A 20,615-nucleotide genomic window follows, 5' to 3' on the forward strand; every position below is an offset into this window, starting at 1 on the left:
TAGCCGTGTCGCTCTATCTGAGCCTACGATGACCACTGTCTATTCTGTTCAGCTTGGTTTTAGTTCGTACTTACTAGTTACTGTTCGCACTTACTATTTAGCGATGTAGTTCAGGGCGATTACACCCGTCTCTTGCGTTGCTTTTAATTCGTAAGACGCGTTTGAATCTGTGAGTGATACTTTTTGGCGAAGGTAGTTACGGCCACCGTGTTCACGAACCACTTCAATATGAACCGTGTACTCGCCTTGTTCTAACGTTTCACCGCTGTCGCTCTTGCCATCCCAAACGAAACGGTACTGACCAGCAGGACGGGTTGCAGACGTTACAGCATCAACCAGTTCACGATCGTAACGGCCAACCTTTCTCCACCAGCTACGCAGATCCTTAAGCCATTCGTCTTTACCGACCCAAAGCTCGATGGTTTTCACGGACTTTCGTTCGCTGTTCTCTACCCATACCGCCACATAAGGACGCGCATACATAGAGGTATCGATTTTTGGAAGCTCAAAGCTGACATCAAGTTTTGCCGTATCAGGGATCACTTGTGCCATACCTAGGCTTGGCAAAAGAGATAAAGCAAGAAGCGCCTTGCTCCTGTTCATTTTTTTCATGTTTAACAACCTTTTAAATCCGTTTAACCTTAAGTTCGTTTTTCAATCCGATTCATCAATCGAATCAAGCGTTAAGGCACGGCGACAAAATAGATAACAAGTGAGATTGCAGACCCAAACACCGTCCATTTGATGGAAGTATTAAGCGTCTTTTTCTTAGGTAACAGTAAGCACACGCCAGTCAGCACAAAAAAGATCATCAGTAGCGCAGTGATATCGATAAACCATTTCCATACTTCACCGCTGTTACGACCTTTATGTAGATCGTTCAACAATGCGATAACGCCGTAATTCGTGGTTTCGACTTCTACAAATTCAGACGTAACGTCAACAAACACGGAAGCGTTGTAGCCTGGTCCTTTGAAGTCCATAGACACTTCACCGATGAGCAACTCACCGCCTTCAATCTCTGCGTAGATGTCCAAACCTGAAGGAACACCAGACAGATTGGCTTCTTCAAACAGAAACGTTTCAAAGGCTGTCTCGTCGGCTTTTAATCGCCCGTCTTGGATCGTGAACAAACTCGTAGGAAGCTCTAAAGTAGAGCGTTGAATATTGGGTTGGCTTGATTCAAATAACTCAGGTCTGTTCAAGGTGATACCTGTCACTGAGAAGAAAAGAACAACGAACAGAAGTGCCATTGAAATATAAACATGAAGTCGACGAGCCCATGATTGAACCGCCCTACTTTTTAACGACATACAAACCAATACCTATAAATTTTATGGCGACAATTTAGTTGATAATCATTCGTATTGGCATTCAATTTACATTGTTTACGTTTGCCGAGTGGCGTAAGGAAATTTACATAACATTACATGGGAAGTAATCGAACTGTATGCATATTCTTGCTAACGTGTACTTAAGGGATTTGATTCGTTCTATTTGCAGTTATCGATTAATAGAGTCAAAGCTCAAAAAACCTCAATCTCAACACGCTTGATTGAGATGGGTTTAAGGTAACAGTGGTGGCTTTAAGGATAGAAAGTTGGGACTATTTGATCACTGGTTTGATGATAGCTAATTAAGCTTAAAAGGATTTGAAATGCGTATTATTGTTTTGGCTTTTGCTGCACTAGTAACGGCGTGTACCAGCCAAATAGCCAGCACGGAAGAACATATTCAACAATACATCGGTTCAGACATAACCAATGTACAAGAACGTTATCTCACCGAACGGTCACGCCCTATCAGTTTTTGGGCATCTCGAAACTATGCTTGGATTGAAACCAAGAAGCCGTTAGACAATGGTTATACAGTGCATGCCTTTAAAAACCCTTATCGTGACTGCACCATTAATTGGGTTGTCGACACTAGCGGTGTGATTCAAAGTGCAACGCCTAGTGGGACAATGTGCGATCCTTAGTCAAACCAAACTGTAAAACTAGGTAAGCTCTAACTGAAAAATCAAAAAGGGTGTCACTTGAACCATCAAATGACACCCTTTTCTATTTGTTACTTTCTCTTGTCTTCTGTTGTGTTAACAGCAATTAGACATTGCCGTTATCACTCACTGTTCTTAACTGAGTCAGATATTTAATCCAACCTTTTGCTTCAGAAGAAGGTTCAATGTTGTTCGCACGTTTCGCTTGAGCGAGAGCATTATCAAGATTCTTTAGCTTGTACCATGAACGTACTTTCGCTAAAGCGACATCGGCTTGCTTGTTCTTGTCTTTCACTTTATCTAAAACAACCAGAGCTCGGTCGTAGTAACCTTGCTGAACCAATAGCTGAGCCACATTCCAATGATACTGAGTGTCTTTTTTAGACGCTAACGTCCACACTTCAATCGCATTGTCCCATTCTTTCGCTAGCTGCCAGTAGGTTGCTTGTTCAGCCAGAAGTTGAACATCGTTGTTCGCATCATCTAACTTAGCGATCTCTTGTGCTGCTCTCTCTGGAATGCCTCGTTTAGCATAAAGCTGAGCCAGTAATCTACGGTCTGAGTTTTTCAACTCAACACCTTGTAGATCAGCCAACGCTAGCGTGTTCAATGCATCACGATTACGTTCTAATCTTAGCTGAATACCAACAAGTTGACGCCACCAGTTATCTTTCTCTGGTTGAAGTTCAATGAGGCTTTCCAGTGTCGGAATAGACTGTTTCCACTGCTTTAACTGTAGCTGAGCACCCAATTTTAGCGACAGAGGAGACAACTCTGGTTTTGTATTGAACTTGTCGCGATTACCAATGGCCACCAGTACTTTTGACCAGTTTTCAATTTGATATTCAGCTTGTGCAATTCGCATCCAAAGTGTGTCTTTCTTTTCCTTTTCTAGCGCAGTTTTTACTAACTCGTAATAGTGCGGAAGCGCTTTTTTAAACTGCTGATCGTTTAGTAATAGATCAGCAAGCATGCGTTTCGTTACCCAAGCCTGTTCATCCACCAGTAAATTACTGTCGACCGCATAAGTAAGCTGCTTAATTGCCGTGTCGGTTTTACCATCTTGCCAGTAAAACACACCAAGCATGCGAGCTACGTACGCTTTGTCGTAGCCTTTCGAAAGCTCCAATCCTGCAAGTACGTCAATCGCCTGTTTAACCTGTTCATCTTGAGCAAGCTTATGCGCCTTTTGAACACGAATAGCAGTATATTGAGTTAGCTCTTTTGCTTGTGTTGTAAGGGGCATTAACAACAAGCCCACTAATATCCATATCTGTTTCATCATTTTGCCAACTTGAATTCAAAGGTAAATGTTTGTCCAAATTGAGGGGTCGCTTTACCATCAACAACCTTCGGCTGATACTTGTATTTTTTCATAGCACGTATCGCTTCACGCTCGAACATACGACGCGGGTTTGCGTCAGTGACTTGAATATCCGTCGGTCGGCCTGTTTCATCGATAGTAAAACTCAATGTAACAAAGCCTTCAGCCCCGCGCTTAAGCGCTTTTGCTGGGTAACGAGGTTCAACTCGATACAGAGGCATTGCCTGTTGGTTTGACCCAAAATCAGAAAATGTCGGCGCGTTAATCGCTAAGCCATCAACCGATGTATTCAAATCTAATGAAGGCAGTGAAGACATCGAATTCAGAGGCGTGACTTCAGCTTGTGACTGAGACGTTTGCGCTTCTGGTGGTGGCTCTGGCATTTCTGGTTTCTCAGGGACGGCACGTTGTCTTCTTTGAACTTCTTGTTCTTGTTCAACCATCACCATGTTGAAACTCAACGTCTCGCTATCATCTGGTGAACGTTGATGGCCATTATCGACCATCCAAGCCATGAAAGAAAATAGAGCCAGGCCCAATGCACCCGCCAGCGGTAAAGCAAGAAATAGGCGAATCATTTATGAAGATCCTCCAAGATCATCGCTTTTCAGCAGCAAGCGCAATGTTTTTAACACCCGCACCTTTAGCCGCGTCCATCACTTTAACAACCGTACCGTTGTAAGCGTGTTCATCCGCTTGAATAACCAAAGAAGCATCAGGTTGTTCTAGCAACAAGTGTTCTAACGTTGCTTGGACACGTTCAACATCTACGACACGTTTGTCGATAAAGATGTCGTTAGCAGAAGTAATCGCAACAAAGATGCCCGCATCCTTTTGGCTTACTACGTTAGAAGCTTGTGGGCGATTGACTTCAACCCCTGATTCACGAACAAATGAACTGGTCACAATAAAGAAAATAAGCATGATAAATACAATATCAAGCATCGAAGTAAGGTCTATTTGAGCCTCTTCGTTTTTTGAATGACGTCGACCGAGTCTCATCGTTGACTCCTTAAAGATTTTTCTAATTTCAATTCTAAGCGGTTACACACTTTCGCTAAACGAGCATGAACAAACATGCCGGCTAATGCAGCAACCATACCCGCCATGGTTGGCAGTGTTGCCAACGAGATACCTGAAGCCATCAATTTAGGGTCACTGCTTCCTTGAGTCGCCATCACATCAAAAACAGAGATCATGCCGGTGACGGTACCTAACAAACCCAACATCGGACAAATAGCGACTAACAGCTTAATAAAGTTCAAGTTTTGGTTAAGTAAGATACTCGCTTGCCCTAACCAACCTTCGCGAATGGCTTTGGCATGCCAAGAAGAGTGATCTTCTCTTTCATGCCACTTAGTAGTCCAAGCTTGGCGCTGCTTTGGAAAGTAGAACGCAAGATAAAGCACACGTTCTACCACAAGCACCCAATACACTAGGACGACAGCCGCTAGCCACCACAGAACGAAACCGCCCTGCTCCATAAAGCTTGATAAAGACAGCAGCCAGTCACTCGTTAACCAACTCGCTGGTAATAGAGAACCCGACAAAATATCCATTACGCAGCAGTCCCAACTGGTGAAACAACAGCGTTTGATTCAACGGTCTTTTCTGCTTGCTCAGCAACAAGACCAATACCTTGCTTCTCAAGAATATTGCGAATGTTCTCTGCTTGAGTACTAAGAATGTTGTGCGCCAGTAGAAGAGGCATTGCCGCAACCAGACCAAGTACCGTCGTTACAAGCGCCATCGAAATACCGCCCGCCATTACTTTAGGGTCGCCATTACCAAACTGTGTGATCACTTGGAATGTTTCGATCATGCCGGTTACAGTACCTAGAAGACCTAACATTGGAGCAAGTGCCGCCAATAGCTTAAGCATAGATAGGCCTTTCTCTAGGTGAGTCTGCTCATCCACTACCGCTTCTAAAAGTCGCAGCTCTAACGCTTCAACCGTTTGGTTTTGTTCTTTGTTGTACACTGCAAGAACACGGCCTAGTGGGTTATCACCTGCTTGTTCAGGGTTCTTAAGTTGTGCGCGAATTTTCTGACGAGCGATAGCTAATGAAACACCACGAACCAATGCGATGATTAAGCCGATTGCAAGTAAGCCAAGAATCACTTTACCAACAACACCACCCGCTTGTAGACGGTCAGTTAGGCTTGGCGTTAGCGCTAGTTGCTCTAGCATGAACCCACGAGAAGGATCGACAACCACGTTAGACACGTCGCCATTTGCTAATGTAGAAAGCGATGCCAATGTTGGACCATTCGATGGCTGTTTCAGATACGCAATCGCATCTTCACGCTGAGTGTTCCAGCTAACATAACCTTGATCTGTCACAAGACCAATCGAACCTAAACGATACGCATCAACAGTTTGTGTATTACCTTCACCATTAATGAATGCAATTTGAGACTTGCTAAGCTCAGAGCTCGCTTGAATCTGCTCAACCATGCTCATCCACAAACCAGAAAGTTGTGGCATTGATGGCAGGGATTTAGCATCGATAATTTGGTCAACGGTCGCTGTGTGCTCAGCGCGATCAACGCTGTTTACTGTTGAGCTAAGCTCTGCGCCTAGTTCTTTTGCGTTTTGACGAACGACACCAAACAACTCGCCTAAGCTACCGGTTTCTAAACGCAGCTTCTCTTCTAAGCGAGCAAGCTTGTTTTCGTTATCACTGAAGGTTTGAGTCAGAGCATCTGTCGCGCCTTGAATAGAGGTACGTTTCGCTTCAAGCTGTGCTTTAATCGCTTTCAGCTCTTGTTCAGTCTTTTTAAAATCGGCTTCACGAACCACATTGTGAGAAGCTTGAGTACGATTTTCTGACTTCGCTTTGTTAACCAACTGAGCTGTTGAATCAGAAGCAGAGAAAGCAGAAAAGGAAATAGACGTGATGCAAAGCAATGCTGCTAATGGCTTTAAGTTCATTACTTAACCTCCGCAACAGTTAGAGAAACAGGTAAAGTAATTAGGCTTGGTGCCGCTTGTTGGCTAGCAATGTCGTAAGCTTTATCTAACTCAGATTTCATCGAAGAATCTAGCTCTTGCCATTGGTTTTGTATTTGATTCCAAGACCAGTATTGGCTGCCGTTTAAATTACGAGCAACTAATGAGATACGACCTAAATGCAATACATCAGCCTCAATCGTTCTGTCGCTGTTCAATGCTACTCGACCTTGATAAGCACCTAGCTTGATTCCGTAGTCCATCTCGATTTGGTAAGCTTCTAGGATACGACGATACTTTTCTGCATCACTCACGTCAGCACGAGTCATCATTGCTTGCAGCTTTTCAACTCTTTCTAAACGCTGTTCTTTCTTGATTGGCACATCGTTATCAACTAACTGTTGAAGACCATCAATCATCTGATACATCAGAGGCACAACACCTTGACGTGTGTATTTGATTTCGTCGATCTGCCCTTCAAGGCTCTGAGCTTCTCGATTCTGGCTTTCAACCAATACAGCAAGGTGATCGTGATAGATTTCTAGGTTTTTAACTTCTTCTTGCAGACGCTCAATCTCAGCTTGCAGCATTAAAGTCGCTTGTGAGCTTTTATCAATAATCTTTTGGCTCGAAGCCGACGCGTTATTGGTCTTGTTTTGAATTGATTGAGCTTGATCCAAGCTGTTTGCCATCGAAGACGTTGCAACCAAACTGATGGCAAGCGCTAGGCTAGTTTTTAAAAGATTCATAATTGTAGTCATTTACTATAAGAAGAAGGTCAAATGAATTTTATTGATAAGCAGTCTCATTATCATTAAAAGTCACTCGCATTACTAGGGATATTTTTATTAAATAGCGGAATCACGAAAGGGGAAAGTCGAAACCTTCCCCTTAATATTTAAGCTATTAATAGTACCCTACTAACAAATTAGTATTTTACCTGTAAAGTCGCCATGTAGTTACGGCCTTCGCCGACAACAACGTTGCTCGTGCTGCCGCCTTCAAGGTAGTCAGTATCAAACAAGTTTTCTACGTTGAAGCGTGCAACGAAATCTAGGTTTTCATCATACTTCATTGTATGTGACACACCCATGTCTACACGAGTGTAAGCATCTTTTTTGAATGTGTTAGCGCTTTCTGTGTAACGCTCACCTACATGATAAATACCCAGGTTTACATCAGTACCGTTGTTGAATGCATAAGTAGACCAAATGCTAGCCGTAAACTCAGGAACGTCAGCTGGAGTTTTGCCTTCAAGTGCAGGGTCATTTTGGTATTCAGCATCCAAGAACATAGTTGATGCACTCAAAGAGAATGCTTCAGTCATGTAGCCGGTAGCCGACAGTTCTACACCAGTATGAACTTGCTCACCAACTTGGCTTGTGCGTGTCTCTTTGCCGTTATTGCTTGCTGGATCTAGGTCTTCAGTCACTTGCATGTTCGATTGAGTGATCTGGAACAATGCTCCTGATACAAACAGACGCTCATCAAACAGTTCCCATTTAGAACCTAGCTCGTAAAGTGTGCCCTTCTTAGCGTCTTGAGACTGACCAAAGTTCACGTCATCTTTATCTGTGATTTCGCCAACAGGTTCGAAACTTTCAGAGTAAACCGCGTAAATAGAACCATTAGACGCTGGTGAATAAATCACACCAAGCTTAGGAAGAATGTTGTTGTAGCTCTCTTCTTGATTAGAGCTGCTCGTCGTTTTGTCGTAAGCGAAACGCACGCCACCAAGTACTTGCCACTGTTCAGTCAGCGTTACTAAGTCTTGAACATAAAGACCGTAGTGTTGGCTTTCAGAGTGAGACACTTCATTGTCGTTCTTGTAGTTAACGTTAGAAGGCATATCAAAACCGTTACCACATGCAGCAGCTGCTTCTGCTTCTGTTGCGTTAACACATGTGTAGCCAGAATCGTATAAACGCTCGTAATCGTAATGAAGACCATTCACACCAACAAGTAGGCGGTGGTTTACACCTAGTGCATCGAAATCACCAGTAAAATCTACATAAGCCGTATCAAACGTCCATTCATCGTGACGGTCTGATACCTTGTAGCCGTAACCGCCGCTCTTATCGCTATATACCGTGTTGTTTGATTCTGTACGTTGACGTTCATAGAACTGACGGCTGATGCCTGTCTTCACAGACCAAGCGTCGTTCAAGTTAGCGGTTACAGATGCACCGTAGTTTGCAACGTCGTTGTCCGTTTGAGCAAAGCGTTGGTCATTAACCGTGTTAGGGTCGATAACTTTACCAGTAGAAGTATCGATTTTAGAACCGTTGTCTAAATCGCCCTCTTCAATAGTGCGGTCGTAATGAACAGACAACATGATGTCTTCGTTGATATCGTAATCAACAAATAGACCACCAACAAAACGGTCAGTCTCTACATCTGTGCCATCAAAACGTGTGCGGTAAGAGTCTTGGTTTTCTTGTGAAACAATCAAACGAGCACGTAAAGTTTGGTCATCATTTAATGAACCGCTAACATCAGCGGTAGTACGCGTGTAGCTATCAGAACCGATATCTTGGCTTACGTTAACTTGAGTTTCATATGTTGGCTTCTTAGAAACCATGTTCACAAGACCGCCAGGAGCAGACTTACCGTAAAGTAGACCAGCTGGGCCTTTCAATACTTCAACTCGCTCCAGAAGCTCTACCGGTTGGCGGTAATGAGACCAGTGTTGAACGCCATCACGCAGGTAACCAGAGCTACTCTCCAAATTAAAACCACGAAGCGTGAAACGCTCACGGTTAGTTGATTTAGAACCCGCACCAACAGATGCGTCGTTCTTAAGAACTTCACCTAACGTGCTAGCACGCTGTTCATCGATGATTTGCTCATCGATTACTGAAACTTGTCCCGGAGTCTCTAATTGAGTTGCCTCCATACGCATCGCTGTTGTGTTCGTGTCGGCTTTGTAACCGTAGTCGCGACCTTCAACAACCATATGCTCGTCTGTTTTTACTGTTTCTGCCAATACTGCTGGTGAAGCTAATACTGCGCCGATCACTAAAGCCAATGGGCTCTTTGAAAACATGTCCTTTACTCCGCTTTATTCTTTTATTCGAGCACTTTTTATTTATTCGATGTACTCGTTGAACCGTTTCCGGTACCACTAATCATTTCGGGAGTGAATATAAGTGATAACTATTACCATTTGCATTAAATTTACATTCTTTGCATTCGTAAAGCTTTGTAAAGGACTACCGACCAGCCGTTTCTTAAAATTCATTAAAGCCAATTCAATACAGGTAGTTAACCTGTATTTACGTCAAAAACTGGCTATCAGAGTCAAATATTTTGAAATAACGATATTGGTTCGGTCAATTTAAGAAGAGACAATCGATAAGAAAATTGTCTTGTCTTATTTACTACCTTTGAAATGACGGTTTTATGTATAAAACCCTCGACAAATGTAAATGAATAGTGAATTATTTTGTTTTTATTTGTTTAATTTACACAATTATCAGTGATTGTGATCACATCTATAATTTCAAACTCATTTTTTGTTTTTCGATTTGAACAACCGACTGCTAATCTCCTGCTCACTTTGAAAAGGTATCAAAGTTATAAATAATAAGGAGTGTTCTAAATGAATACCAAGAAACCTATGTCTCTAACTGGTCGAGTTATCCTCGGTATGGTCGTGGGCATATTAACGGGATTTGCCATTCAATCCCTTTTTGCAGACAGCGGCTTTGTTAACAACTACATCGTTAACGGACTCTTTGAAGTAGGCGGACAGATTTTTGTCGCCAGTTTAAAAATGCTTGTTGTACCTCTAGTCTTCGTTTCACTAGTGTGCGGTACAAGCTCTCTTAAAGACTTATCAACTCTTGGCCGTATGGGGGGCAAAACGCTTGCACTTTATATCGGTACTACAGCCGTTGCTATCACTCTAGCACTTACTATCGGTAACCTGTTCCAACCTGGAGCTGGTGCGGATCTTACTGCTGCGAGCTCTTTTAAATCAGCGGATGCTCCTTCTTTAGGCCAAGTAATCATCGACATGTTCCCAACTAACCCTATTCAGGCGATGGCTGAGGGCAAAACGTTACAAGTTATCGTATTTGCAGTGTTGTTTGGTATCGCAATCAGTGCAGCCGGCAAACCAGGCGAACGTATCGCTGCCGTTTTCTCTGATTTAAACGAAGTGATCATGAAGCTAGTTGCGCTACTAATGAACCTTGCTCCTTACGGCGTGTTCTTCTTGATGGCGAAACTGTTCTCTGGCCTTGGCTTGGGCGCGATTTGGAACCTAGCAGAATACTTCTTAGTGCTTGCGGGTACCCTGCTGTTGCACGGTCTGGTGACTTACAGCGCAATGCTTAAAGGGTTCACTGGCCTTAGCCCGATTACGTTCCTACGTAAGATGGAAGATGCAATCATGTTTGCATTCTCAACAGCATCTTCAAACGCAACAATTCCAGTAACAATGGAAACAGCTAAGAACCGCATGGGCGTAGACAACAAAGTCGCTTCTTTCACAGTACCACTAGGTGCAACTGTGAACATGGACGGCACTGCAATCATGCAAGGTGTTGCGACTGCGTTTATCGCGCAAGCGTACAACATCGACCTATCTATGGGTGATTACCTAATGGTTATCCTAACGGCGACACTGGCGTCTGTTGGTACTGCAGGTGTTCCTGGTGTTGGTCTTGTTATGCTAGCGATGGTATTGAACCAAGTTGGCCTACCACTTGAAGGTATCGCTCTAATCATGGGTGTTGACCGCCTTCTTGATATGATTCGTACCGCTGTAAACATCACTGGTGATAGTGCCGTATCTATCATCGTTGCTAAGTCTGAAGGCGCTCTAGACGAGTCTCGCTTCAACGACCCAGCAGCAGGTGAGAAAGAAGAAGAAGTTAAGCTAGCTCGCCAACAGGCATAGTCTCGCTTATCTGATGCTCTTGTCTTCAAGCTCTGGCGTAATTAATGGCTACGTCTAGCTCATTCAAAGCACATAAAGAAAAGCGCCACTGCAGATGCAGTGGCGTTTTTTATTGGGCGATGTTTCTAAACTATATCTATTAGTTATATTTCTAAGCACGCTTTCAATCATAGTTACCTATGGAACACGACAGATAAAAACAGAAAGCTAATCAGCGATTGGGAACATAAGGTTCACTCTAAGCCCCCCACCGTCTCTATTCTCTGCAGTTACATGCCCATTCATAACAACCATTGCCTCTTTAACAATCGCTAAGCCTAGCCCATAGCCACCAGACTGTTTATCTCGCGCTGATTCAATTCGTGTAAACGGGTCGAATATACCCGCAATCTTGTTATCAGCAATACCCTCACCATCATCTTCCACAGATATGACACTGTAACGTTTATCTGTTATCTGTTCGTATGTAGTCACGACAACATGAGCGCTCTCACCCGCGTATTTAATTGCATTGCCTACCAAGTTACCGATCACTCGAAGAAGTAGTCTCTCATCAACACTCACCATTGATGTCGGTATCTCTAAGTCACCAATCAAAGTTTGATTCGGCTTTAAATCGTTTTGCATCTGCGCGATCAACATCGAGCAATAGTGCTCTAGGTGCATTAAGCTTAATTTAGAGTCATAGCGAGAGGTTTCTAAGCGGCTAAATTCAAGTATCTCACCCACCAGCTTGTTCATCTCTTCTGTTTCGCTTTCCATTCGTTCTAGCAAACCAATGCTTTTATCATCAACCTTGCTTCGTAGCAGGTGTAGTGCGAGGTTTTGCCTTGCTAATGGCGTTCTTAACTCGTGTGACACATCACGAATCAAACGACGTTGTTTTTCAGCCAGAGATTTAATCTCAAAGGTCATATGATCAAAATCGTGTGCAAGCTCGTTGAATTCTCGCGTGGTGGAATTTAACTCCGATACCACACTGACAGTGAAATCGCCTTGAGCAAGTCTGCGACTCGCTTCTCTCAATCTATCCAACGGTTGCTGCAAGCTTTTCGCCATGATAATCGAGAACAGAGACAATACCACCAAGGCAATCACAGCTTTAAGCATATAGGAGTATGGAGCAAAGGATTTTGCGGGGTGAAACTGGTGAGGAAGTTGAATAACAAGCGTACTGCCGTTATCCAGTGGCAAGCCAAAAATTGGCTTGCTCACACGGTCACTCAGTTGGTGGTCTAAGGTACGCAGAAACTTCAATTTAAATTCGAAGTGTGGATGCATGTGTCGGTGCGTAATTGGGCGGTTATTCTCGTCAATAACGAACAAATAATAACGTTGAGCATTACCCCAGTCAGCTAGCTCGTCCATGTCCCCTTCTTCGATCAAAACATTCGCTTGATGAGCAAGATCCAACATTTCTGCTTTAACGGACTCAGGGACCTTTAGCAGAGCCTTCATCAACGCTCTTTCAGCGACACCTTGCAGGATCAAAATGCTCACTAGAATCACTGTCAGGTAACTAAACAATTGAAAGGTTAATCCATCTTTTCGCTTAGCGATGAAATCCGGGCAACGTATTAGATGGGCACTCATGCGCCGACCGACTCTAGGTAACTGTAGCCTTTACCACGAACGGTTTTAATGTGCTGTTTCGACAGGCCCGCCTGCACCAATTTTCGACGTATATTACTGATATGCATATCTAAATTACGATCGAAAGGACACAGCTCTTTCTTAAGTACATGGACTTGAAGGTCAGACTTGGAAACCACGATACCGTCATTTTTAACAAGATAATCAAGCAAGTCTTTTTCAGTACCGGTTAATGGCAAACGAGAGAGTTGTTCACACAAACCGTGATTAGAGGAAGCTAAAGATTGTCTCTGACGCTCAAAACCCACTCGGCGCAAGATCACCTTAATTCGGGTTAAGAGTTCAGGAACATTGAAAGGTTTAGCGATGTACTGATCGGCTCCAGCTTGATAACCATCGAGCATTGAGGCATCGTCGTTAAGCGCGGTTAGCATAAGAATGGGAGTAGCAAAACGCTGACAAATACGCCTTGCCACTTGAATACCACTTAGGTTTGGAAGCATTACATCGAGTAAAACTAAATCGACAGGGTTCGATTGAATAAACTCAAGCGCGGACTCACCGCAATGAACGGTATCAACGTGATACCCTTCATTTTCTAAGACTTCGCCCAACAATTCACATAACTGAATATCATCATCAACAACTAAAACGCGCGACATCATACAAACCGATAAATAATAATAGTTTGCATTTTAATTATCGTTATTATTGATTTCAATTATAAAATGCGAGATTTACCCTATAGTAAGAAATCTTTTTCAATCGGTACAAATTTTGAGGCAGAGTCGATAAGATTTTGAGCAGTTAACCCCGGTACACCATACACTTCAACTGGCTTACCAAATCGTTCTTTGATTCGCTCAACAAGGATTTCGAAATCACCGTCACCAGATACTAAAACAATGGTATCAACTGTCTCAGCAAGTTCTATCGCATCTAACGCGATACCGACATCCCAATCCCCCTTTGCGCTTCCATCTCGACGCTGAATAAACGGTTTTAACTTTACGTTAAAGCCAACACCACGAAGGATGTGGTGAAATTGACGCTGTTTTGGATCTTGGCTAGAGATCGCGTAAGCATTGGCTTCAACCACGTTACGCCCTTCTGTGGCAACATACCAAAACTGGTTATAGTCGAAGTTAGAACGGTATTTGTCGCGCGTCGTGTAGTAAACGTTCTGAACGTCGACCAAAATTGCTATGTTTTCCATAAATTCATACCTTTAGATTTTCCGTATACCCTATTCTATTCACTTATAAAATGCGAGTCGCTTTACTCAATAAAAATGAACTTGTTTCCTTCCGTTAACGTAAATCTCCGTATGTTTAGCGTAATCCTAACTATGCTTAATGTAGGTTGATTTGTGTTGTACGTTTATCGAATGGTTCTGAGCTTAACTTTCTTCCCTACGTAACTTTCAAATCATTCTCAGACTTTGAGTTTTCAAGGGAGGTTGGCCATGCTACACCGACAAATAAACAAATCGTGCGTAAGCATCGACACAGCCAAAGCAGCGAAATCAATGAATTATTCGGCAAGTTTTCGCGTCTGGTTTAGCTTGATTAAACTACTGACTATCAGCACAGTATTGGTCATGAGCTCAACCATTCACTCGGTACTTGCCTACCCTGCCTATTCACATTCAAAACCGTTACCGCACCGTAGCGTGATCTACTTTGCACCAAAGGAAGATTCCGTCGTCAAAGAATTTCTCAATGAAGTGTTGATCAACAACTGTCAATTGGATGAAAGAGACGTAGTTATCATTGTCATTGCGGAGAGCGGCTACACAGTCCCTACTTGGCTTGAAGAAGAATTTAACCTAGAAGCCGTAACCGATAGCTATGGAATACCAAAAGGTTCACATACTGCTGTTTTGATAGGTAAAGACGGAAAAGAGAAACACAGGTGGAGCGGTAAGACAGACTGGCAGAAAATCACCAATATCATCGATGAAATGCCAATGCGCCAACAAGAAATGCAGCGACAAAGCAGCCGCTGCAGTATTTGATACTTGATGAGTTCAGCAATTGTTTAAAAAGACAACTAGAAGGCCAAATAATTAAGCTTGCTTGTTAAACCAATCTAGCTTTTCATGTAGCTGAGCTACACTGCCAACGACAATAAGTGCAGGGCTCTTTGCTGTAGCAGCAAGGCTTGCCAAATCACTCAGCCCACCGCGGTAAACCTTTTGCTCTTGGCGAGTACCGTTTTCAATGATCGCTACAGGCATATCAGCTCGCATACCGTTATCCAGTAAGTTTTTCTGAATGTTTGGGCTCTCTTTTAACCCCATGTAAAACACAATTGTATGGTTGTGCTGAGCAAGAGATTGCCAGTCAATATCTTCGCCGTCTTTCTTAAGGTGACCGGTAATAAACTGAACGCTTTGCGCATGGTCACGGTGCGTCAACGGAATACCCGCATAAGCCGTAGCACCTGCAGCAGCTGTGATGCCCGGAATCACTTCAAATCTAACGTCATTTTCAGCCAGTGTTTCACACTCTTCCCCGCCACGACCAAAGATAAATGAGTCTCCACCTTTAAGGCGTACTACATGCTTGTTCTCTTGTGCTTTAGTGACCAATAGTTGGTTGATCTGATCTTGAGGTACGCAGTGATGATCGAGCTTTTTACCCACATACAGCATTTCCGCTTCTGGGTTAGCCATCGCCAAGATATCCTTTGATACCAAGCGGTCATAAACCAAAACGTCTGCTTGTTGAATCACTCGTGCCGCTTTTAACGTAAGTAAGTCTGGGTCGCCCGGACCCGCGCCTACTAATGAAACCAATCCTTTGGTTACTTCTTTAACATTCGATGACGATACTTCTGACATGCTGTGCTCCGAAGGTTTGCTTGTTTTATCTCAAGCTTCAATCTATGTGATAAGTCACTGTATTCATGATGACTTATCCAAATCCTTAACCCTTAGACTATCAGGTGTTGAATTAAATATTCAGTCTAAATACTAACGAAGATAGAAGTAATTATAACAAAACAGTCTATTGCGAGTAATTTGCGCAATGATATAAGGGCTTTCGAACTAAAAAAGCCCCAAACATGTTGTTGGGGCTCTTAATCTCACACTAAATTACGTTTCACCGTATTCAGAATTACTTAGCACCTAGAGAAGGAGCGGTTCTTGCGTGTGTTAGGAACAAAGGAACACATGTTAAGAACAAACCACCAACGATGTTACCAAGGATTGTAGGGATAAGGTTGAAGTTCAACCATGTCGCGATACCGAAATCAGCGCCTAGAATCATACCCAGTGGGAATAGGAACATGTTTACTACCGTATGCTCAAATACTAGTGCGAAGAAGATGAAGATTGGGAACCACATCATTGCTACACGACCAGACACAGTACGTGCTGTCATGTTACCAATCACGCCTAGACATACCATTAGGTTACAGAAGATACCGCGTACGAAACACGTGATCCATCCGTCCATGCCCATGTTTTCAAAGCCTAAGCTACGACCTGTAGAAACAGCAATGAACTTTTGAGCAACAGCGTTTGGCTCTAGAGAGAAGTTACCTGTTAAAGAAACAGCCACTAGGAAAGCAACAATCAAAGAACCGATAAGGTTACCAAGACCAACAATACCCCAACAACGTAGGATACGGCCCCAAGTGATGCCTGGACGGTTGTCGAATTTAGCCAAAGGCGCAAGGCCGAAAACGCCAGTTACTAGGTCATAACCCATAACGCTTAGAATCACGAAGCCAACTGGGAACACTAGTGCGCCAACAAGACCAATGCCTGTTTGTACCATTGCTGTAATTGCTACAACAACCGCTAGAGAAAGGATGATACCAGCCATAGTGCTTCGAATCAGAAGATCGCGAGTACTTGTTTTAGTTTTCGCTTCACCCACATCGATCATCGTTTGAACGAATTCAGCTGGTTTGTAATCAGGAGACATAATGTTGTCCTTAAAAAGTAAAATTAAAAGTTAAAATTGGATAGGAAAAGGCTCTAGTTACCGAGTTAAGGCAATATCGAGAACTAGAACCCTTGAACTATCAAATCTTACTCATCCAAAGATTAAGCAGAGATTTCTACAGCACCCTTGGTAACACGAGCTTTGTACGCTTTCACGTTGAAGTTCTCGTCTTCCATGCACACACCTGTTGCTAGGTTAAAGCGTTGCTTTTTAAGTGGGCTTGCCACCCAAAGCTCTTCTTTGTGCTCAACAATCAGACCACGTGATAACACGTTAGATTGGAAGTATGGGTCTGTGTTGCTAATCGCGAATACTTCTTCAGCCTTAGTTGGGCGGAAGACAGCTACTTGCTCACCACCAACCAATGCACAAACACCTGTACCTGGGATAATGTCTTCGATCTTACAAACTTTGGTAAATGCCATGATGTCGTCTCCCAATTAAACCAGTTCAACGTGAAGGATATCGCCCTTCGCTTCAGGGTGTTTCTCAGTGAATGTCGCTGGACGGTGTTGTTCACGGCCATCATCAACAAACACAACGTTTTCATCACGATCATCAGCATTGATGAAGTGTGCAAAGCGCTTAAGTTGAGCTTCGTCGTTGATTGTGTCTGTCCACTCGCAAGCAAAGTTATCCACTAGGCCAGCAATGTCAGTTTCAAGTTGGTCATTGATGCCAAGCTTGTTGTCTACAATCACTTCACGTAGGTAATCAACACCACCTTCTAGGTTGTCCATCCATACCGAAGTACGTTGCAGTTGAGCAGCCGTGCGGATGTAGAACATCATGAAACGGTCGATGTACTTGATTAGAGTTTCTTGGTCTAAGTCGCTTGCAAGTAGGTCTGCGTGACGAGGTTTCATACCACCGTTACCACACACGTACATGTTCCAACCCGCGTCAGTTGCGATAATACCTAAGTCTTTACCTTGAGCTTCAGCACACTCACGAGTACAACCAGACACACCAAACTTCATCTTATGAGGAGTACGGATGCCTTTGTAACGGTTCTCGATCATCACGCCTAGGCCAACTGAATCTTGAACGCCGTAACGACACCAAGTAGAACCAACACATGTCTTCGCCATACGAAGCGCTTTTGCGTAAGCTTGACCAGTTTCGTAGCCTGCTGCGATTAACTTCTTCCAGATTGCTGGTAAGTCATCTTTTTGAGCACCGAATAGACCGATACGTTGTGCACCCGTGATCTTGGTGTACAGGTTGTATTCAGCCGCAACATCAGCAAGAACACTTAGTGCTTGAGGTGTTACTTCACCACCCGCCATACGAGGGATTACAGAGTAAGTACCGTCTTTTTGCATGTTACCTAGGAAGTTATCGTTGGTATCGTGCAGTTTCACTAGCTCAGGCTTAAGGATGTGTTCACCCCAGCAAGAAGCAAGGATAGAACCCGCTAGAGGCTTACATACTTCACAGCCGTAGCCTTTACCGTATTTCTCTAGTAGTTCGTCGAATGTTTTGATCTCTTCGATACGAATCAAGTGGAAAAGCTCTTGGCGAGAGTAAGCAAAGTGTTCACATACGTCGTTCTTCACTTCTACACCAGCTTTAGCAAGTTCAGCGTTCAGTACTGAAGTCACAAGTGGAATACAACCACCACAGCCCGTACCTGCGCCTGTTACTGCTTTGATATCACCAATTGTGTGGTGACCTTCAGCAACAGCTTGTGCAATCTTGCCTTTAGTTACATCGAAACAAGAACAGATAACTGCAGATTCAGGAAGAGAGTCCGCGCCAAGTGTTGGCTTTTCAGCACCAGCATGAGCAGGAAGAATCAATGCATCTGGGTGCTCTGGTAGGTCGATTTCATTCAGCATTAGCTGAAGAAGATCGCCGTAGTCAGACGTATCACCAACCATTACCGCACCAAGAAGCTTCTTGTTGTCTTCAGATACGATTAGGCGTTTGTAAACTTCTGACTCTTCGTTTTGGTAAACGTAGCTCTTACAACCAGGAGTACGGCCGTTTGCATCACCGATAGAACCTACTTTCACGCCGAGAAGCTTAAGCTTCGCAGACATGTCCGCACCTTCAAATGTGCTTTCGTTACCAACAACGTGATCAACCGCTACCGTCGCCATCTTATAACCAGGAGCAACAAGGCCGTAGAACGTTTGGTTCCAAGACGCACACTCACCGATAGCGTAGATATCTTTGTCTGTCGTTTGACAGTGATCGTTAATCTCGATACCGCCACGAGGTGCAATACCTAAACCCATTTGACGAGCAAGTTTGTCTTGTGGGCGAATACCAGCAGAGAATACGATGAAATCAGTTTCTAGCTCTGTACCGTCTGCAAAACGCATTACGTTACGAGCTTCAGTGCCTTCAGGAGCAATCTCAAGCGTGTTCTTGCTTGTATGTACGTTAACGCCCATACGTTCGATTTTTTGACGAAGTTGGTTACCACCCGCTTGGTCAAGCTGCTCGGCCATTAGCTTAGGAGCAAACTCAACAACGTGTGTGGTTACGCCAAGTGCTTTAAGTGCACCTGCAGCTTCAAGACCAAGTAGACCGCCACCCACAACAACACCAGACTTAGAGTTCTTAGCGGTTGCTTCGATAGCTTTCAGATCTTCGATAGTGCGATAAACGAAACAGTCTTTACCTTCGTTGCCTTTGATTGGCGGTACGAATGGGAAAGAACCGGTAGCAAGAACAAGTTTGTCGTATTGAATTTCTCGACCAGTGCTTGAGTAAACTGTTTTCTTTTCACGGTTAACGTTTATCGCACGTTCACCGATCAGCATATTGATGCCGTGTTTCTCGTAGAAACCTTCTTTAACTAAAGAAAGTTCGTCTGCAGTGTGGTGTGAAAAATAAGAAGAAAGGTGTACACGGTCATAGGCTACACGTGGTTCTTCACAGAACACCGTGATGTCCATGTTTGCAACATCTGTCTTCTCGACTAAATCTTCGATATAGCGATGGCCGACCATCCCGTTACCGATTACGACTAGCTTCATCTTGCTCATAAGAATTCCTGAAGGTTATATATTTCTTAACTGAGCGAATAATGAATTATGAAAGAAAATGAAAATATGATGTAAATCAATTACGAAAACGAACTACCCAAAAGGGGTAGAACAAAAGAGGTAGATCTGCTGATTTATCATACGAAGCAAACGAATAACCGCAGCTTTAATAAGGTTTAGCGGGGTTTTATATACACTTTTGTGCATTAGATAAGATGTTGTAAAGTTTCACAATAGGTTAGCAGCAACGTAAGTAAATGACAATCATTTTCATTTGTAGTCATAATAAGTGTAATAACTAATGAAAGCGTTACAGGATCATGAGCAACTATGTCTAAATATGAAGAACTCAATGACGCAAAAGACAATCGCCTTTTCCATTCCCCACTAATTTCACTCAAAAACCACCAAAATTGGTTAACAGATGCTGTTGATTGTTTAGCAAATGACCGGTTTACACAAGGAACAGACAGGCAAAGAAAGTGATCAGATAAGAGCTTGTTCCTAGAGGTGTTATTGACTAGATAACATACGTGGAAGTTTGAACATAGCATGGAGGGTTTAGAATTTCAGATAGCAAAAAGGCCAGCATTTCTGCTGGCCCTTCAACTTTTAATAGTGGAGGCGCCTCCCGGAGTCGAACCGAGGTCCACGGATTTGCAATCCGCTGCATAGCCACTCTGCCAAGGCGCCTTCAGTAGTGTTTTAAGAGAACAACTCTTTTGATTGTCACCTAGTAAAAGGTAACAATCAAATAGATGGTGCCCCGGGCCGGACTTGAACCGGCACAACGCGAACGTCGAGGGATTTTAAATCCCTTGTGTCTACCAATTCCACCACCAGGGCACGCAATTCTTTATTGCGATGCCGATTACTGAAAAGTAA

General features: G+C 43.4%; 19 protein-coding genes and 2 tRNA genes. 3 read left to right on the forward strand and 18 right to left on the reverse strand.

All coding sequences use genetic code 11. The features are described 5' to 3' along the window. Window positions 1-93: 93 nt before the first annotated feature. Entirely contained in the window at window positions 94-612 is a 519-nt protein-coding gene (locus CWO08_RS12765; protein WP_102433467.1) for a DUF2271 domain-containing protein, read from the reverse strand. 71 nt (window positions 613-683) lie between these two features. Then, on the reverse strand, window positions 684-1,313 hold the full coding sequence (locus CWO08_RS12770) for a PepSY-associated TM helix domain-containing protein (protein ID WP_057622184.1): 630 nt from the start codon (window positions 1,311-1,313) through the stop codon (window positions 684-686). 344 nt (window positions 1,314-1,657) lie between these two features. Here CWO08_RS12770 and CWO08_RS12775 point away from each other — a divergent pair, with 344 nt between their 5' ends. Beyond that, window positions 1,658-1,978: a hypothetical protein gene (locus tag CWO08_RS12775; RefSeq protein WP_108020574.1), complete on the forward strand. Its 321-nt coding sequence runs from the start codon at window positions 1,658-1,660 to the stop codon at window positions 1,976-1,978. A 124-nt stretch (window positions 1,979-2,102) separates the two neighbouring features. On the opposite strand, the gene CWO08_RS12780 is transcribed toward CWO08_RS12775, so the two are convergent. The 7 genes from CWO08_RS12780 to CWO08_RS12810 all read right to left on the reverse strand — a co-directional run bounded on the left by CWO08_RS12780 (window position 2,103) and on the right by CWO08_RS12810 (window position 9,319). After that, window positions 2,103-3,281 (reverse strand): lipopolysaccharide assembly protein LapB, encoded by a 1,179-nt coding sequence (locus CWO08_RS12780; protein ID WP_108020575.1) that lies wholly within the window; start codon window positions 3,279-3,281, stop codon window positions 2,103-2,105. Continuing rightward, complete coding sequence (locus CWO08_RS12785; protein WP_108020576.1) at window positions 3,278-3,898, reverse strand: energy transducer TonB; 621 nt, start codon at window positions 3,896-3,898, stop codon at window positions 3,278-3,280. The genes CWO08_RS12780 and CWO08_RS12785 overlap by 4 nt, the downstream gene beginning before the upstream one ends. 19 nt (window positions 3,899-3,917) lie before the next feature. Beyond that, on the reverse strand, window positions 3,918-4,322 hold the full coding sequence (locus CWO08_RS12790; RefSeq protein WP_004731145.1) for a biopolymer transporter ExbD: 405 nt from the start codon (window positions 4,320-4,322) through the stop codon (window positions 3,918-3,920). Further along, on the reverse strand, window positions 4,319-4,879 hold the full coding sequence (locus CWO08_RS12795) for a MotA/TolQ/ExbB proton channel family protein (RefSeq protein WP_108020577.1): 561 nt from the start codon (window positions 4,877-4,879) through the stop codon (window positions 4,319-4,321). The genes CWO08_RS12790 and CWO08_RS12795 overlap by 4 nt, the downstream gene beginning before the upstream one ends. Beyond that, entirely contained in the window at window positions 4,879-6,255 is a 1,377-nt protein-coding gene (locus CWO08_RS12800) for a MotA/TolQ/ExbB proton channel family protein (protein ID WP_108020578.1), read from the reverse strand. The genes CWO08_RS12795 and CWO08_RS12800 overlap by 1 nt, the downstream gene beginning before the upstream one ends. After that, a complete protein-coding gene (locus CWO08_RS12805) occupies window positions 6,255-7,022 on the reverse strand; it encodes a DUF3450 domain-containing protein (protein WP_108020579.1) in 768 nt (255 codons plus the stop codon). Before CWO08_RS12805 ends, CWO08_RS12800 begins: the two co-directional genes overlap by 1 nt. 179 nt (window positions 7,023-7,201) lie before the next feature. Continuing rightward, window positions 7,202-9,319, reverse strand: coding sequence for a TonB-dependent siderophore receptor (locus CWO08_RS12810; RefSeq protein ID WP_107899108.1), 2,118 nt, complete (start codon window positions 9,317-9,319; stop codon window positions 7,202-7,204). A gap of 555 nt (window positions 9,320-9,874) precedes the next feature. On the opposite strand from CWO08_RS12810, the gene CWO08_RS12815 reads away from it, so the two are divergent. Further along, window positions 9,875-11,179 carry a dicarboxylate/amino acid:cation symporter gene (locus CWO08_RS12815; RefSeq protein ID WP_048660112.1) on the forward strand — a complete coding sequence of 435 codons (1,305 nt, stop codon included), beginning with the start codon at window positions 9,875-9,877 and terminating at the stop codon, window positions 11,177-11,179. A gap of 207 nt (window positions 11,180-11,386) precedes the next feature. On the opposite strand, the gene CWO08_RS12820 is transcribed toward CWO08_RS12815, so the two are convergent. The 3 genes from CWO08_RS12820 to CWO08_RS12830 form a co-directional block, all read right to left on the reverse strand. Further along, the gene (locus CWO08_RS12820; RefSeq protein WP_108020580.1) at window positions 11,387-12,772 is read right to left on the reverse strand and encodes a sensor histidine kinase; all 1,386 of its coding nucleotides are present in this window, start codon (window positions 12,770-12,772) and stop codon (window positions 11,387-11,389) included. After that, on the reverse strand, window positions 12,769-13,434 hold the full coding sequence (locus CWO08_RS12825) for a response regulator transcription factor (RefSeq protein ID WP_048660110.1): 666 nt from the start codon (window positions 13,432-13,434) through the stop codon (window positions 12,769-12,771). The genes CWO08_RS12820 and CWO08_RS12825 overlap by 4 nt, the downstream gene beginning before the upstream one ends. Window positions 13,435-13,514: 80 nt before the next feature. Continuing rightward, window positions 13,515-13,988 carry an NYN domain-containing protein gene (locus tag CWO08_RS12830; protein WP_009845414.1) on the reverse strand — a complete coding sequence of 158 codons (474 nt, stop codon included), beginning with the start codon at window positions 13,986-13,988 and terminating at the stop codon, window positions 13,515-13,517. A 249-nt stretch (window positions 13,989-14,237) separates the two neighbouring features. On the opposite strand from CWO08_RS12830, the gene CWO08_RS12835 reads away from it, so the two are divergent. Beyond that, complete coding sequence (locus tag CWO08_RS12835; RefSeq protein ID WP_102433459.1) at window positions 14,238-14,789, forward strand: DUF4174 domain-containing protein; 552 nt, start codon at window positions 14,238-14,240, stop codon at window positions 14,787-14,789. 51 nt (window positions 14,790-14,840) lie between these two features. Here the strand turns inward: CWO08_RS12835 and cobA are convergent, their stop codons facing one another. The 6 genes from cobA to CWO08_RS12865 form a co-directional block, all read right to left on the reverse strand. After that, window positions 14,841-15,617 (reverse strand): uroporphyrinogen-III C-methyltransferase, encoded by a 777-nt coding sequence (cobA, locus tag CWO08_RS12840; protein ID WP_102433458.1) that lies wholly within the window; start codon window positions 15,615-15,617, stop codon window positions 14,841-14,843. A 277-nt stretch (window positions 15,618-15,894) separates the two neighbouring features. Further along, entirely contained in the window at window positions 15,895-16,710 is an 816-nt protein-coding gene (locus CWO08_RS12845; protein ID WP_108020581.1) for a formate/nitrite transporter family protein, read from the reverse strand. Between the two features lie 122 nt (window positions 16,711-16,832). After that, window positions 16,833-17,156 carry a nitrite reductase small subunit NirD gene (gene nirD / locus CWO08_RS12850; protein WP_048662836.1) on the reverse strand — a complete coding sequence of 108 codons (324 nt, stop codon included), beginning with the start codon at window positions 17,154-17,156 and terminating at the stop codon, window positions 16,833-16,835. Between the two features lie 15 nt (window positions 17,157-17,171). Next, complete coding sequence (nirB, locus tag CWO08_RS12855) at window positions 17,172-19,730, reverse strand: nitrite reductase large subunit NirB (protein ID WP_108020582.1); 2,559 nt, start codon at window positions 19,728-19,730, stop codon at window positions 17,172-17,174. 619 nt (window positions 19,731-20,349) lie between these two features. Further along, window positions 20,350-20,423 (reverse strand) — tRNA-Cys (locus tag CWO08_RS12860). Window positions 20,424-20,489: 66 nt separating this feature from the next. Then, window positions 20,490-20,576, reverse strand: a tRNA-Leu gene (locus CWO08_RS12865). Window positions 20,577-20,615: the final 39 nt, after the last annotated feature.

Origin of the sequence: Vibrio sp. 10N.286.48.B8 (genome assembly GCF_003050085.1) — a bacterium.
GTDB lineage: Bacteria > Pseudomonadota > Gammaproteobacteria > Enterobacterales > Vibrionaceae > Vibrio > Vibrio crassostreae.